The organism is Streptomyces poonensis (assembly GCF_014650915.1).
Classification (GTDB): domain Bacteria; phylum Actinomycetota; class Actinomycetes; order Streptomycetales; family Streptomycetaceae; genus Streptomyces; species Streptomyces poonensis.
This window is the reverse complement of record NZ_BMVW01000024.1, coordinates 1-15,764: the sequence shown is the minus strand read 5'-3', so window position 1 is coordinate 15,764 and position 15,764 is coordinate 1. Positions and strand designations below refer to the sequence as shown.

At 68.6% G+C, this 15,764-nt stretch carries 10 protein-coding genes; 2 read left to right on the top strand and 8 right to left on the bottom strand.

What is annotated here, in order from left to right; all coding sequences use genetic code 11:
• Nucleotides 1-41 precede the first annotated feature (41 nt).
• Nucleotides 42-1,502 carry a hypothetical protein gene (locus IE242_RS34765; protein ID WP_229859854.1) on the bottom strand — a complete coding sequence of 487 codons (1,461 nt, stop codon included), beginning with the start codon at nucleotides 1,500-1,502 and terminating at the stop codon, nucleotides 42-44.
• 436 nt (nucleotides 1,503-1,938) lie between these two features.
• Complete coding sequence (locus IE242_RS34760; RefSeq protein ID WP_189866640.1) at nucleotides 1,939-2,586, bottom strand: hypothetical protein; 648 nt, start codon at nucleotides 2,584-2,586, stop codon at nucleotides 1,939-1,941.
• Between the two features lie 365 nt (nucleotides 2,587-2,951).
• Here IE242_RS34760 and IE242_RS34755 point away from each other — a divergent pair.
• A protein-coding gene (locus tag IE242_RS34755) for an IS5 family transposase (RefSeq protein ID WP_373299667.1) occupies nucleotides 2,952-3,772 on the top strand; the annotation gives its coding sequence in 2 pieces (ribosomal slippage) (nucleotides 2,952-3,294 and nucleotides 3,294-3,772; 822 coding nt in all).
• On the opposite strand, the gene IE242_RS34750 is transcribed toward IE242_RS34755, so the two are convergent.
• The 4 genes from IE242_RS34750 to IE242_RS34735 form a co-directional block, all read right to left on the bottom strand.
• Complete coding sequence (locus tag IE242_RS34750) at nucleotides 3,769-5,280, bottom strand: oxidoreductase (protein ID WP_189866637.1); 1,512 nt, start codon at nucleotides 5,278-5,280, stop codon at nucleotides 3,769-3,771. The genes IE242_RS34755 and IE242_RS34750 overlap by 4 nt on opposite strands.
• A gap of 137 nt (nucleotides 5,281-5,417) precedes the next feature.
• A complete protein-coding gene (locus tag IE242_RS34745; protein WP_189866635.1) occupies nucleotides 5,418-6,101 on the bottom strand; it encodes a DUF6308 family protein in 684 nt (227 codons plus the stop codon).
• A 349-nt stretch (nucleotides 6,102-6,450) separates the two neighbouring features.
• A complete protein-coding gene (locus IE242_RS34740; protein ID WP_145870761.1) occupies nucleotides 6,451-6,792 on the bottom strand; it encodes a hypothetical protein in 342 nt (113 codons plus the stop codon).
• A 249-nt stretch (nucleotides 6,793-7,041) separates the two neighbouring features.
• A complete protein-coding gene (locus IE242_RS34735) occupies nucleotides 7,042-12,327 on the bottom strand; it encodes a sacsin N-terminal ATP-binding-like domain-containing protein (RefSeq protein ID WP_189866633.1) in 5,286 nt (1,761 codons plus the stop codon).
• A gap of 513 nt (nucleotides 12,328-12,840) precedes the next feature.
• On the opposite strand from IE242_RS34735, the gene IE242_RS34730 reads away from it, so the two are divergent.
• Entirely contained in the window at nucleotides 12,841-13,113 is a 273-nt protein-coding gene (locus IE242_RS34730) for a helix-turn-helix domain-containing protein (RefSeq protein WP_189866631.1), read from the top strand.
• 432 nt (nucleotides 13,114-13,545) lie between these two features.
• Here IE242_RS34730 and IE242_RS38310 read toward each other — a convergent pair whose 3' ends face one another.
• Both IE242_RS38310 and IE242_RS38305 read right to left on the bottom strand, forming a co-directional pair.
• A complete protein-coding gene (locus IE242_RS38310; RefSeq protein WP_229859853.1) occupies nucleotides 13,546-14,814 on the bottom strand; it encodes a hypothetical protein in 1,269 nt (422 codons plus the stop codon).
• A gap of 3 nt (nucleotides 14,815-14,817) precedes the next feature.
• Nucleotides 14,818-15,018, bottom strand: coding sequence for a hypothetical protein (locus IE242_RS38305; RefSeq protein ID WP_229859852.1), 201 nt, complete (start codon nucleotides 15,016-15,018; stop codon nucleotides 14,818-14,820).
• Between the last annotated feature and the right edge of the window lie 746 nt (nucleotides 15,019-15,764).

Below are 15,764 nucleotides of genomic sequence, written 5' to 3'. Positions count from 1 at the left end.
GGGAGCCTGAACCAGGTTAAGCCAGTGGCCCCCACGTGCCCCTACTGGTGCCGTCCGCCGCTCCACCACCGGCGCCGCTGAGCGGATGGCGGTTGCGGCGGGTTCACTGGCGTCGCCGACTGTGCGGTCGCGGCCGCGTCGCCCAGCACTGCGGTGCGGATCGCCGTCCAGTCTGCGGCCCGCCACCAGTTGAACAGCTCCACTGTGCTGATGACCGTCACCGGTAGTGAGTCGAGCGAGGCGACGAACTCGGGCCGCGCGTACACCGCCGCCGTCCGCTCCGACGGATGCAGCTTGTGCTGGTGGTTGACGATCAGTACGCCGTCGGAGACCGTTTCGTCGGGCCGCAGCTGCGGCCAGGTCTCCAGATGCCGCTGGAGATGCCCGACTAGATGCTCCTGTGCGGGACCGGAGGCGCCCTTGACCTCGACCAGGCGCGATGCCATACCGTCTGCGCCAACGAGCAGGTCGGCTGACTTCGTCCCGCCGAGTTCCTCGTCCAGGTCCACGGCGTGCATTCCCGCCACGGTCAGCACCCGCGCGACCGCATGGACCAGCTCGGTGCCGCTGCCGTACAGCAGCCCATACCGCACCGGCTCCGCCGTCTCCTTGGCCCGTCGCAGTTCATCCTCCAAACGCTGCTTCTCGGCCGCGTACCGCGCCTCCAGGTCCTCCAGCGCGTCGCGAGCGCTCTGCTCACCGACGGTCTGCAGATCGGGGTCGATGAAGAACGGCGACCGAGCCCGGCGCAGTGCTGCGGGCACGTACTCCGGCAGCGCCCGGTGCACCAGCCAGCCCAGGACGCTCTCCCAGTGGGTGGCATCGGGGATGAGATACCACCGCTGGTCTCCCTCCGGCGACGTCCAGGCCGCGACCACCGGCTCCCCGAGCGAGTCGACGAGGATGGGATGCAGCTCGCCCGCAGCGGGGTGGTCTACCCTGCCGGAACCGTCGCCGTTGTACGACTGAGAGCCATACAACTTCAGGCTCCACCACGGCGCGCCTTCGGGGCGGGTCAGCAGCCGGATCGCCAGATCACGGTCAGCACCCTCCAGGCCCGGCGGGATCTCGGGCCGCATCCCCTTAGGCAGTCGCCGACCACCGGCGCTGGTGGACTGGTCACCGAGGCGTACGGAGGCGTCCACTGACGACAGCGGGTTACGCGGGCGGTCGCCGTCCGCGTGGCCGACGACGGCGAAGACCAGAGCGACCTCGCCGCGCTGCTGTGCACCGCCGAGGAAGCGCTGGAACTCCTCATGGCCCTGCCCGGAGAAGAAGCCCGGCTCCACGGCCGCCGGACAGTCGCTGCTCTCCATGCCCCACCATCGCGGCACGAGGCCGTGCCGCTCCCAGGGCACGTCGCCGGGGACAAGCAGCGGCTCTGGCGGGCCCATCCGGTTCAGAGCTCGCTCCCTGCGGAACAGCAGCCCCTGCTCTTCTTCGGAGCCGGGCTCAGGCTGGCCAATGTGCACCGGCACCAGGCCGGTGGTTGAGCTGCTCATCGCCGCAGGCTAGCACCCCTGTTGACACCCCGTCGGCGTACGGTCGACTCACCAGGCAGCCCGCCTGTGATCAGCTGATGAGTAGCCGAACCGTCACCAATAAGAGCTCACCGCTCGGCCCTCAATCGGCTACGCGGGCGCCCGGCGGATCATGAACACACTTTCCAGACGTTTGGGGTCGACGACACGGTCGGCGGGGCTGGCTGTCCGTAGCTGGTGGCTTCCTACGCCAGGACGGGGCTGCGAGAGGCCGATCACGGCTGTTCCTTGCTGCATGGGTATGGCTGTGCTCGTACTGCCCGGCGTTGCTCGTGAACTCCTTGCTGTGCAGGCTCTGCTGGTGATGCGCACAGTCCACACCTGTCCAACCGTTACGGAGCGTACGGTCGACCGAGGTGATGAACAGACGCGGAACTGCTCGCCGGGCGGGGTGAGGTCAGCCACTTGTTGCGGAGTTGATGGCGCCGCGGATGGCCATGTCCACTGTGCGCTCTCGCGTCAGATCGGCGAAGTGCCCCGCGCTGTCTGGGTACTCACGCAGGACGGGGGCGAGGATCTGAGCGGCCTGCCCGCGCAGTTGGCGCAGCCAGTCCCGGATGGCGTCGTGCTGGTCCCACTCGTTGGACGCCGCGTCCCAGGTGCACATACCGCGGGCCGCTTCCTCTAGCAGTTCCCACTGCTTTTCCCGGGCGGCGCGGACGGCGACGCCGCGAAGCCACGCGATGGCCCTCTTGGACTCGTTCCAGTGAGGCTGGCCGTTGCCGTCGCCCTGGACGTGCCCGGTCATCGCGTGCACGAGTGTGAGGGCCTGCTCGGGGTTGGCGAGGAGGAGCGGAGCGGCGGCCTTCATCTCCAGGTTCGGCAGGACGTCCAGGTAGAGCTCGTAGTCGTCGCTGTGGTCGGCAGCCAGCGCGAGCAGCCGGCCGGCGGCGTTGGTGTCCCCCTCTTGGGCGGCCGTCATGAGTTGCTGGGCACGTGCGATCGGCAAGTCGATGTGAGGCGAGGTCTCCCGCTCGACGAGGTAGAGGGACTCGGCGATGGTCTGCGGACGCTGGAGCGGGTCCCGGTACGTGCACTGCCTCACGACGCTGCGCCAGGGGCCCGGTGCCGGCAGAAGGGGCACGTTCGCCTCGGGCTCGATGCCCGTCAGCAGCCAGCCGATGACCTTTGACTCTGCATAGAACCGAAAGAGTGGCTCCGGGCAGTGGGAGTACTCAGGGACTTTTCTAGGAGTTCCGGCTGCATCAACGGGCATGAGCGTGAAACAGCCGAAAGTTCATTCACCAGGTCAGGAGCGCGTAACCACCCATCAGAGCAGCTCACGGGGCTGCCTGGTCTCTTCCGGGACATCTGCCCGCTAGGGCTCAATATGTCTGCGCTTAGAACTCCTAACGGAATGATCTTCAAGATGGTTGGATCACTCCGGGACGGATTATCCGGGGGTGCGGGGTGGCACGGCCGAAGCCATGGGAAGTCGACGACGAGCTGTGGGCGGTGGTCGAGCCACTGCTGCCGAAGGTCGAGCGTCGGGCCCGGCACCCCGGGCGTAAGCGGCATCCTGACCGGCTGGTGTTCCAAGGCATCCTGTTCGTGCTGCACACCGGGATCGCCTGGGAGCAGTTACCGCAGGAACTCGGCTTCGGCTCGGGCATGACCTGCTGGCGCCGTCTGGCCGAGTGGACCAAGGCCGGGGTGTGGCCTCGGCTGCACGAGCTCCTTCTTGCCGAGCTCCGCAGCGCGAACGTCCTGGACTTCTCCCGTGCGACGGTCGACGGCTCCCACATCCGGGCGTTAAAGGGGGCTCCAAGACAGGACGAAGCCCCGTCGACCGGGGCAGGACGGGCAGCAAGCACCACCTGATCACCGACGCCACCGGCATCCCGCTCGCCGTCACCTTGACCGGCGGCAACCGCAACGATGTCACCCAGCTGATACCGCTCCTCCAGGCCGTGCCGCCCGTGCGGGGTAAGCGCGGCCGGCCCCGGCGCCGTCCGGACGTGGTGCTGGCCGACCGCGGCTATGACCACGACAAGTACCGCCGCCTGGTCTGGGATCTCGGCGTGAAGCCACTGATCGCCCGCCGGGGCACCGAGCACGGCTCCGGACTCGGCACCCAACGCTGGGTCGTGGAGCGCGCGTTCGCCCATCTGCACTGGTTCCGCCGCCTACGGATCCGCTGGGAGATCCGCGACGACATCCACGAAGCCTTCCTCACCCTCGGATGCGCACTGATCTGCTGGCGACGGCTGAACTCAACTATTGTTCACTAGTTTTTCTGCAGGGTGCGGGTGATACCGGCGATGATGGCGGTCGTCAGCATCCAGCCGAAGGCGATCAGCAGGTAGGCCAGCCACTGGAGGCTACTGTTTGGCCAATACCACCCCGTGCGCTGACCCAGACCACCGAGGGGGATCAAAAGGTCGAGCGTGTAGACGAGGGGCTGGAACGGGCTGCCTTCGTCTCGTTTGACCGGGCTGGGAGAGTGAGTGCTAAAGGCCAGCGTGCCCAGTAGGGTCAGCGCGAGGAGCCAGACGCCAGCCAGCCAGGGCCGATAGCCATAGCCCACGGTCACGTCCAGCAGGTGCCCCCACGCCCGGGCCGGCGGGGACAGGGTGAGACGCCGGTGGCGCTGCTTGGCCAGGAGCACGCGGCGGGCGTCATCGTCATGGCCAATTTGCCGGTACCAGCCCGCGAGTTGCTCGTACGGCTGCGGGACATAGCCAGGATTCCGGCGGACCCAGGCCAGGCGACGGGCCACCTCGTCCCTCGCAGGCGGTCCGCCGTCGCCTGCCGCGGACGGGGCGTCCCCGAATCGGATGGACCCGTAGGTGAACCCTTCCAGGAGCACCTTCCTCGGCCAGCTCTGCTCGCTGTCCTGACACCAGGTGGCCTGGGCGGACCGGAGATCCACCAGTCCTGAGAGCGGTGCTGCGGTTCTGTAGTCGAAGTCGCCCACGTGCATGGATACGCAGTCCAGGGCTACGCCATCCCCGTTCAGATGGGCTCCTTCGAAGGTCAGCAGACCTTCTATTCGGGCCCTTCGCAGCAGTACGCCTCCTTGCGCGGCGAACCCCTGGGAGCAGTCCACCGTCGAAGCGGCCATACCTCCTGCGGCAAGTGCGACGCCCGCGGTGTTCCCCAGCCGTGCGCCTTGCAGGAACAGGCCGCTGAGCAGCTGTGCGCCGGGCAGCCGCAGTCCGCCTTGCGTGGTGAGCCGCTGGCCGAAGACGCCGCCATCCAGGACGAGGCCGCCCGCGCGCACTGCCCACTCTTCCGGGCCCGAGATCCTGGCATCCGAGATCAGCAGATTCCCGGCCATGCGAGCGTTGACGAGTATGAGGGAGCCGCCTTCGAGGGTCGACCGCCTCAGGTCCAGGTCACCCTCGATTCGGGCGAGCTCGGCGTTGATCCCCGGCACCCAGCTGTCCGTTATCTCGATCGTCCGAGTCGTCGCACCGTGCAGTTGCACCGCCTCGTCCAGCCGACAGCCCTGCAGCGAGAACGTGTAACAGATCTCCGCCCCGGACAGGTCGAGACGACCGGTGATACGCGCCCCGGTGAGTCGCAAGGCGGCTACGGTGCCAGACCGGTCGTCGTTCGCGCCGAGCAACAGCGTCGCCACGACGGCCGCGCGGACAGTGCGGTCGGGGCCCCACCGGTCACCCGCAGAGGGAGCGTCCGCGTCGGGTACTCCTGTGCGCAGGTCAACGCGACGCCCCTCAGGGAAGGCATCCCACAGCTCGCGCTCCGGCGGGGTCAACTCGTCATAAGACAGCACCCATGCAGAGTAATGATCTACTCACTCAGGCGCGCCAAGCGGGTCACCGGTTCATTCCGTTAGGAGTTCTTAGCCCCGCCCGCCCTCGGTGCCCCATCGGCCTCCGCATGTGTCTTCCCACCACTCCACCTCAGGGCTCAGCTCGTCGCAACCTGGCCCTGCCGACCTTGGAGCATCCAGGCGATGACGTCGAACACGCGCAGGACGCCGATGTCCTCACCGATACCCGCCTTGCCGCGGAGGTGGATCAACTGATCATGGAAGGCACCGTTGTCCACCCGCAGGGCCGCAGACAGCGCGGCCCAGAAGGAGTGGTCCACCTTCGGTCGCTCGAATAGCTGCTTGATGCGGATGTCGTAGATGGGGATGAGGTGCGGCCGCTTGCGGGCCAGCAATTTACCTGCCACAACCGGGCCGCTGCCGTCGGGTTTCCCTGGGTAGTGCTTGGTGCCAGCTAGGCGTTCCCACAACTCCCACGCGGGTCCACCCTCCTCCATGAGCGCATCGCTTCCAGGATTCTCCAGGCGCGCGTCACGAGGGATTAGCGACAGCAGGCGCGCCCAGTGCCCGTCGGGGTCGGTCAGCAAGTTGATCGCCCCATGCGGCTCCAGGGAGACGTTGAGCATGGTGATGGCTAACAGGTCGTTGCTGTCGAAGCGGTCTGCGACATGCTCGGCGTCGCCGCCCCCGCCCAGGCGCTCGAAGTGCGCGCCGGAATAGAACAGGTCACCGCTTGACCGTCGTCGGGTGAAGTACTCGACCAGCAGACTCACGGCGTTCTCGTCGTCCCAGTAGATCTCCGGGATCTGCAATCCGATCACTAGAGGCCCCCAACTCCCTCGCGCGCAGTGATACGTCGGCGGACTCTACAGCAGTGAGATCAGACGGTGGCTCGGGCGGAATGCGCCCCCGACGCGCGTGCCTGCGCTACACCGTTTTGAGGTGTGGGATGGCTTCTTGCACCGATCCCACCCATGCGGCGGCCGCGACAGCCAGCCGCGAATAGGCTCGCATGCGGCTGGCCCATGCCAACCAAGTGCAGTGCGAGCAACGGGGTTTGGATACCTATGACCGCATCCTCGGCGTCATCGACGGCGGGCTTTCCTCCGATGAGAGAGTCGCCTGATGGCCAGCAAGCAGACCACGAAGGGCCGGGACCCTGCGGCTCACTCACTTCGGCACCTCCGGCAGCGCCGGCACCGTCGAGATGGACTGGATGGTGGACTCCCACTCCCCGGTCCGCGTGTTCTTGAACCGAAGATGCAGCACCTCGAACTCGTCCGGCACCCAGTCGAACTCGCCGACCTCGTCCTGGTCGAAGATCTGGTGCTCCGCGAACAGCTTGGCGAGCTCGATGTCCGTGGACGCCTGCATGATGAACTTGCCAACCTTAACGACGTGCATCACCGGACGACCCTGCGCCTCCGCCACCCGGACGCTCTCCCAAAACGGCTCGTACCTCCTGGCGGACTTGGTCATCCCAACCCACTCGTCGCGCCTGATCTCGCTCACTTCGGCCCCTCCAGCTTGCTCGTCATCACCGGCGTCCAGCTCTGCACATACTCCACCTTCGGCGGCTTTACGACCGCCAGGCGGTTGGCCTCCTACACGGGCTCCGCTTCCGCCTCCACGCGCAGCGCCGCGTGACCGTGCAGAGCCACCGGCTCGGATCGGCCGTGCCCATTCAGTGTCCAACCCATGCTTGCCAAGCTCGTCAACAAGGCCGACGTCTCACAGCCAGCCGGGCCCGAACTTATTGATTCAGCCAATGTTGAAGCGGAGCCTCAGCTGGGTGCTAACCAGTTCGTAGCCTGCGAGGTCCGGAGCGCCGAATGGGTTGGGCAGGACAGTGATGGCGCGGCGATCGCGGTCGAAGACATGGGAGACGTACACGATGAAGTACGTCTCGCCCGGGGCCAGCCGGGAAGCGCGTCGTACCTCCGACTCGCCCAGGATGATCTCTCCGCTGTCGCCCGTGGACGCCTTGACCTCGTAGAGGTAGGCCGCGTCGCCGTCGTGGATGAGGAAGTCGTAGCCGAGCCGGTCGTCCCCCGGCTGTGCTCCGGCGAGTCCGTGCACGCGCAGGCTGGACTTCCATGAGTCCTGTGGTTCGACGCCGAACTGCTTGTGCAGCCAGGCGGCCACCGCCGCCTCCCCCGCTACACCCACCGGCACGGTGCGGTCCTGGTCGTTGCCCGTGGCCTGGTAGGAACCGCCCTGCGATCCCGTTCCGGGCTGTGACGGGGTGCGCGGCCGGGGAATGCGGGGAGCGAGCGTGGTCACGGCCGTGGCCGAAGTGGCGCGTTGTTCCGGTGTCAGGTCCGCGGCCACCTCACGGGCCAGTGCGGCCAGGTCGTCTTGGCCCGCCGGGACGAGCCTGCCGTTCAGGGCCACTTGGGGGCCGGGCACGGGTGCTCCGGACTGGCCTGTGCCCGCGGCCATGCCGCTGTTCCCGGCAGGCGCCGACGAGCGCGTCGGGGACAGCCCGAGTTGGGCGCGCCGGTCCGACAGGGGCATGTCCGTCGGCCAGTGGCCGTGGTGGCTGAGCCAGGTGATCAACGCCTTCGTGGATAGGACCTCGAAGTCCAGCAGCCCTTCGTCGTCCAGCGCTCGCAGCACCTCCTGCGAGGGCGGCGGCACCGCGGTGTGGCTCGTCGGGTGCAGACGCTGCCATTCCTGGATCAGCTGCCGTAGACGCGGCAGGTGCTGGTGGACGGCGGTGGTGGATGCTTCGCGGACCTCGGTGAGCGGCGGCAACGCGCGGGACGTCGGCGGTTGCGCGGGGAGCGATCGGGTCAGCCAGGCGTCCGCGTGAGCTTGGAGGAGCTGGTCGGTGAGGTCCCAGAGTGTCGTGTGCCAGGTCGGGTCCGGCGCGAGTGTGGGCAGGCCCCGCAGGCGCACGTAGGCGGCCAGGGACCGGCCGGAGCGGTGGACGTCGGCGTGGGCGTCCCTGATCCGCTCGGCGAGTGCGGGACGGTTTCGCTGCAGCCAGGTCGCGAACTGCCGTTCGTGCCGGTCGGTGTTGTCGATCTGCGGCAGACTCAGTGCGCGCCAGGCGCGGTTGGCCGCGGCCAGGGTTACGGACAGGGCCCTCAGCTGCCGTTCCGGATCGTCGTCGAGGAGCCGCATGAGGCGTTCCGCGTCGGGTGCGCCGGTGCGGGCGGTGAGCCAGGCCAGGAGGGCTGCACGGTCGGGGAATTCCTCGATGCGCTGTTGGAGTTCCTCCGCGAGGTCGAGGTCGAGGCAGGCGAGGAGCGGCACGAGCCGCGCGCTGCCGGAGCGCTGCGAGGCCCGCTCGGCGAGGACGGCGCGCAGCTGGTGCTGCCGTAGCTCCAGGACGTCCGCGAGATCCTCCTCGGACACGTCGTCCGTCTTCAGGCCCCGCTCCTCCAGCCGGGTCAGGGCCTTCCACAGGATGTCCGCGAGGTAGGGCGCACGGATGAGAGCGGCCAGGGCGGGGGCGGCGGTACGGAGCACCCGCCAGCCGGTGCGCGGCCCGCTGTGCACGACGACGACACAGGGCCGGTCGGGGTGCGGGTGAAGCAGGGCGCGGTCCGTGCCGTTCTCGGTGAGACGGTGTCCGGCGATCCAGACGACGGCCTCGTCGGCTACGGTCACCTCGCAGCGGCGCAGCAGCCCGGTCGACTCGACCACGGTCACAGGCTCCGTCCGGGACGCGCGCTCCTCGTCGAACTCCACCAGGGCCGCAACCAGAGTGAGCAGCCAGGGGCCCGCGTACTGGGTCAACGGCAGGCGCATCGCCTCACGGACGGGCAGCCCGTCGACCTGGATGTCGTGTGCGGCGTCGCTGCACCATTGGACGTCGAACGTCGCCCCATGGTCGAGGAAGGCGTGGACCCGGGCGCCCAGCGCCCTGTCCCTGATCGGGATCACAGGTACCGGGACGCGGTCCAGGAGGGCCCGGTTCTGGGCGCCGTCCGGGTCCGGGACGAAGACCGTCTCGTCCGTCTCCGTCAGGTCCAGCGGTTCGAGGGCACCGGCCCGGTGGACCAGCAGCCGGTGCTGTGGCGTGGCGGGCCCGCCGTCGGCGGTACGTGTGCCGCCATCCGCGGGCAGCAGCTGGGCCCATGCCTTCTCATATTCCTGCCCGATCTCGTGCGCGTGCCTGCCTTCACGCAGGTGCGGGACGGCCTGCACCAGGTTGGGCAGATGGCCGAGCCGGTCAAGCGCGGTGCCGGGGTCGTCCCAGGCGCGGATGCCGATCAGGCCGAGGCGTGCCACGAGCTTGGCGGACCGCCTGCTGCGCAAGGTCGCGGGCACCACGCCGAGGAACGGCGGCGGGGACTGAGCGCCCTGCCACCACCAGGTCCGGCCCGCCGTGGCGAACACGATCCCCTCAGCGGGGGCGCCCGGGGCGGTGGTCTGCGGGATCCACGGCGCGTGAGCGAGGAAGGCGGCCAGCGGAGTGGGCCAGGGGGTACCCGCGGAGTCGGTGTGGCGTACGAAATGCATCTCCAGCGCGGAGTCCGGCCACGAGAAAGCGAGGCCGTGCACAATGAGTTCCGCGTAAAGCCTGCGGCCCTCCTCACCGAAGGCGGCGTAGTCGTCCTGTCCGGGCAGCACGTCCGTGGAACGGGCGCGTGAGTGGTAGGCCACCTTGAGGTAACCGACCCGCCGCCGGTTCGGCCAGCGCTCGGCGGTCGTCCGCCACTGCGGCAGCAGATCCCGCCGGTTCGGAACCCAGAAACGAGCGGGCCAGTTGAGATCCTGGCCTCGCACTTCGGTGCGGAAGACCTCGTGCCGGGGACGCAGGCCGTGAGCGACGCCGTGCCGTTCAAGGAAGCGCCCCATGGCCTCGACGGGGAGCGTGTCCCCGCACAGCTCCTCGGGGCGCGGGAGGAGACGCTGCTCCGTCTGGGTGAGTACGGACGACAGTCCCCGGACGCGCTCCAGGAACCGGGTCAGAGTGTCATCGATGGAAGAGTGCTCACCGGGCCATCCCGGCCCGAACATGGCACGGCTCGCCTCCTGCCAGCCGCCCCGGGTCGGTACGCGGAGATCCTTCAGCTGCGGAGCCCCGCGCCCCTCGGTCTCCAGCGCGTGGGAGACCGCGCAGGCGTAGCGAAGGCAGGCCAGGCGCACGCCGTCCTCGACTCCGCCCTCTCCGTCCGCCCTCAGTGCCGCGGCCACGACCTCGAGCACCCGGTCGGCTCCGTACTCATGGACGAGGCCGGCGGTCCTGAGCCAGGTGCGGCCCTGCGCTCTGCGCTTGCGGCCCTTGCCGGTCCAGGCGATGCCCTCGTGCACGAAGTGCAGACGGCCGGACAGCCCGTCGGGCAGGGCCGGAAGGGAGCCGCCCCGCGGGGACTCGCGGTCGAAGAAGACGCCTTCCCCGCCAGCCGGTGCCGGCGACGCCGACCCGGATGTGAGAACGATCCGCTTGCCGGTCAGGTCCGAGCCGTCGGGGAACTCCTGCGAGAGGTCGTAGTAGAAGTCCGCCCACCATCCAGGGTCGAAGGGGCCACTGGCGGCGGCCTCGGCGAGCCGCTCCGCCCAGGAGGCGAGGCGCTCCGGCGGCGGTTCGAGGCGCGTGCCCACACTCCTCGCGAGAGACACCAGCCGTCGCAGCCGTACGGAATGCAGCTGCGGGTCGAGGAGATCGGTGACCCCACTGGCGGCGACCGCGTGCGGGGTGAAGGCCGTGGCGTGCTCCTTGCCTTCCCACAGCACTGCCCGGTGCAGGGAGGTGCGCGTGCCGGACGCCGTGGCGATCACAGGGATGAACGGGACCTGGGCGATGCCGTGGCCCAGCCGCAGGAAGGCGGAAGTGAGCCGGGTCAGTGCCGTGGGCGACCGCCAGCACATCAGGTCGACCAGCGCTCCGGCGGGAACGGGGGCCCGTCCCTCGGCCGTGGCGAGCACCGCGCGGGCACACGTCTCGGCCACGGTGTCGAGCAGCAGGCCATTCCACGGCACGGCCTCGTTGAATGAGCGCCGGTTCATTTCGGCGAAGAACGGGGCGTGTACGAAGCCGCGCAGGGGCGCCGGGATCTGCTCGCCCATCGGCAGGAAGGTGTACAGCCGCCCCTCCCGCAGGGGATCGGCGACCGGTACGGCGACGCGAACCTCGGCCTTCTTCTCCCAGGCCATCCAGTCGCGTCGCATCCCGCTCTTCTCGATCGACGCGGTGAGCGCCTCCCGGGCGCGGTCCGGGTCGACCTTCCCGCAGACGACGATCAGTCGCATCCGCCGGCGCAAGGTGACCAGCTGCACCTTCAGGCCGCGGGTCTGGTGCAGCACCTCCACCTGGCGGTCATACGTCTTGCCCCGGGTTTTCCCTGCGACCCGCCGCTCCAGCCGGACACGTTCCAGGCGGTCAAGAAACAGCTCGAACGGGGTGCTGTCGTCCATGAGTTCCCGCACCTGCGCCCCGGCGGCCGAGCGCGCGTCGGCCGACTTCAGCGGCAGACGGACGACGGTGACGAAGCCCCGGCGCACGAAGCTGTGGACGCTCTTCGGTGCCTCCTCCAGGAAGACCGGCACCTTCAACGTGAGCTGGTTCTCCTTCAAGTAGTCGTCGAAACCGGCGCGTTCGGGTGCCACCTCCCGGGCGAGCGCGTCGTAGTCATCGAGCCGGGCGAACCGGAAGGTGAACCCGTCGGGGACCCGGGATTCCTCCCTGGCCACGCTGTAGATCTCGGGCGCGTCGCACAGGTGCAGCACGCTCTTGAAGCCCACGCCCTTGTGGCCGATCCCGGCGTCGGCACGCTTGCTGGACAGGGCGATGCTGCACAGGTCCTTGAAGTTCTTGCCGCCGAACGGCTTGCCGCCATTGGCCACATAGAGGGTGCCGTGCTCACCCTCGTCCTCGTCCAGCCGGATCTCGATACGTCCGTCGGCGGCGCCGGCCAGGTGCGCGTCGTGCGCGTTCTGCAACAACTCGATGAGCACCCGGCCCTCGTACTCGGGCGCGATGATCGTCTCGGCCACCGCCTTGGCCTCGCGTGCCGCGTCCCGGCCGTCATCCCAGTCCCGCAGACAGCCCCGCACCTCGACCAGTGCCTTGTCGTGAACGCGCTTGCGCACCGCGGCCCTACGGCGCTCCCGAACCCGCTCCGCCGACCCCCGCCGACCCCCCGCTGCCATACCGCTGCTCCCCACCCCCGCGCGCCTCCGCCCCGCTCTGCCGGTGATCCTACTGACCGGGAAGGAGCCCTGAAGGGCGTTTGACACGAGCGGCCCTGTGACTCCGCAGCAACCTGCAAAGCGGCGCAACATAGCGCGGGATTGCCGGTTAGCCAAACCGGCAATCCCGCGGATCATTAATGGCCCACCGCCAACACCTGCTCGCATGTCGGAAGGAATCGTGAAGATGACACCAGATCGACTCCGAGAGCCAAGATCCCTGGTCCCCCTTCAGCTCTCTGCAGCACGCAACGACCCCATCACCGATCGGCGCGCTCTCTCAGCTGGTATCGGTGTAACCGCTACCGGCCCTTGCCGCTGTGCCGTTTTTGCCAGCTGACTCCGCAGTACGGGGCCCCAGCCACCGACTCTAAAAATAGCGATACCGCCTGAGCAAGGAGAAACACTTCGAGAATGCATCAAGAAAGCAAAGCGCCGTCAGGCCCCCGCTACAGCCCTATCCGCATTCGGGCTACCTGGGACGGAACAGGGAGCGTGGAAGATGCATCAAGGGCACTGGGATTCTCACGAGCGAAGGGCTACGACCTTATTCGTCGCGGAGAGTTCCCCTGCCGCGTGCTGCGCATCGGCCGTACGACACGTGTCGTCACCGCGTCCCTGCTCCGCGTGCTCGAGAGCGGGGTGCCTGAATACAACGGTACCCACGCCGACCGCGACACGTCGTAGCACGATTCGCGCAGAAGCCCCGATGGGGTGCTTCCCGAACGGCTTCGTCGTATCAAGGGCTCCGAACGCTCGAGAGAGGTGAAGTCGACAGTTGTGCCCATCGGGGACGCCCCACTCCCTTGTGCGCTCTCTGCAGAAGCCCCGTCGGGTATGGATCCCCGACGGGGCTTCGCCGTATCACCGACATCTCACAGCGCGCTCGCCCATACAGGCTGCGGCCCCCTGGGCGCCGGGGCTCCTTAATCAGTGTCGGCAAATCGCTGCCGGACGAGGAGAAGAAGTACAGGGCGTAACCGTAGCCTGGGCCCACGTTGCCGTCGAGATCCCTACTCCCTACCAGCGCTCCTCGGGAAGCGGGCGGCCGCTCAGACCTCACCGAGGAGTTACCTCCCGCACAAACGCTGCCTCTGCTGACCGAGTTCGGGAGGAGAGTCAGCGGTGACCGGGCATGATCGGATCGGTGGGTTCGACGGCCATGTATGTCTCGGCCGTCCTCGCCTCCAGCACCCCGCCTCTGGCTTCGGGCCCTTCCACCACGAGGGGAGCACCGCGCAGGAGTCCGGCCGGCACCTCTTGGGTCCTGTACGCGTTGGCCATCTCCCGCCTGACCGTCACCAGTCGCTCGTCCTCGCGCTCGTAGAAGGTGCGCCGCGCTTTGCGGCTCATCTCCTCACGTTCCTCGTCCGCCCCGCGCCGCACGAGGAACGGAGCCGCAGGGAACAGGGGCTCCTCCGCTGGGATCTCCGTCTGCATCTGGTGCAGATGGGCGCAGGCCGCGTACAAGCCACGCGACAGGCCAAGGTGGAGGCCAATACCGGGGATATGCCCGACCACGAACTCCTGCACGGTCGAGTGCTGTTCCTGCCGAAGCCGCTCGTAAGGCACCCCTTCGGCCAGCACACGCCGGCGTAGATCGCGGGTCCCGGCATCTAGTTCAAGCGGCCCTATGGCGCTCTTCCGCCTGGATGGTCCGCCAGGTCCCGGCCCCGTTTCCGCAAGCGGGACGACCCGCAGGTCCTGGACTGCCCCGAACGCCAAGGCTCTGAAGACGAGAAGTTGGTCCCGCGCGACACTGAGCAGAGCGTCCGGGGTCTCGTCCAGTGAGGGTTCGCCTCCGTCACTCGGGGGGTCTGGTAGGGAGTGGACGCCGCCGACCGGGGACGGGCCCACGAGAGTGGTGTGCACCATCATGACGAGGTGGTCGTCCTCCCAGCGGCCGGGCTCCGGCAGTACCGTTCCGCAGAGCACCTGCCGGTGCGCGACGGCGATCTCCGCCGTCGCCTGGTCCAGCTGCCACTGTCCGTCGCGCATGTCGCCGACTCCCAGTGACTTGCGCGCCTTGGCTTCGATCAGCCACGGCAGCGCCTCGACCGCGTGATTGCCGTAGAGATCTGGGAGCTTCTTCGTCGGATCCACCAGCTCGGGTATGCCGCAAGCCTCCAGGTGCACGGTGGCCGGCAGCCCCGCCATACCGACCGTCAGCCACTGGGCCATCGTCATGCCCAGGTGGTATCCGAAGGCGGCATGGGCGCTGCGTTCTGTGCCGTGGCGGTAGACGGCGTTCACGAACAGCCGCCGCTCCGCCGCTCCAGCGGGCGCCTTGAAATCCTTGAGTGTGAGATACGCCTGCAGTGGGGCAACGCGGGCGATTTTCCGAAGCCAGGGTGCCAGGTCGCGGCCCGCGCTGGTCGCCGCCGTCACGAGTTACCGCCAAGTGGTGGTGGCCAGGTATTCACCGTCTGCCGGGAGCGCGTCGGTCACCGGCCATGGCTGCGCGGCCTTCGGCACCTGGCGTCGGTCCCACTTCGCCAGGTCTCCGTCGGAGCGCACGCGGACAGGTATGTCGAGAGCGTCGGCCAGCGTGAAGGTGAAGGCCGAAGCCTCGGGAGGAGGGGTGAACGCCATGAAGGGAGCCTGCCAGAGCGCGCGACTCCACCTCCACCAGTGACCGGAATGGACGGTCCGCGTTCAGCACCACATCGGCCAGTTCGAAGAGCGCGTCCGCACGTCTGGTCAGGAGAACTCGTCCCGAAGGAGTGACCTGGTCGGCGTGGTGGCTCTCGTAGAGGTGACTGCGGTGTTCGGCGGCCAGGCCGAGCCAGGCGGTGACCTCGGCGTCGGCGTCCCATCCGCGCATGGCCTTCCCCACGGCCTCGCAGACCTCTTCGGGCGTCGAGTCGCCGTTCGGCTCGGGAGTAGGGCCGGACCGGCTCGGACGACGGACGTTGCCCGGCCGCGGGCAGGGCCGACCGCGCGGGCCGGGTCAGGCGGGCTGCTTCGGGCGGTGTTGTCCGACCCCGGCGGGTTGACGTCGGGCGCTGGTGGGCAGGACGCGAGACGGTGCGCCGATGGCCCTCCTGCACGCTCCGCGCGCCGGTCGTCGGCGTGCCGGACCTACCGTCCAGGAGGTTCTGGGGTTCGTTGGTGAGCCAGGAGGGCAGTCACGTTGGGGGTGGCCGCCGTCGAAGAAGTCGCCAGCCAGGTCAATGTAGTACGCGTACCGCTCCCACCTGTAGTGGCGCGCGTGCTCCTGACCGAGCGTGCGCAGCGCCGACCGCATCCGCGCATACGGCACCGTCTGGCCAGCTAAGCGCGTATCCAGAAGTCTTGCGCGTATCGGAGGGCGGCGCCGTTCAGGGCGGCAGGTGTTG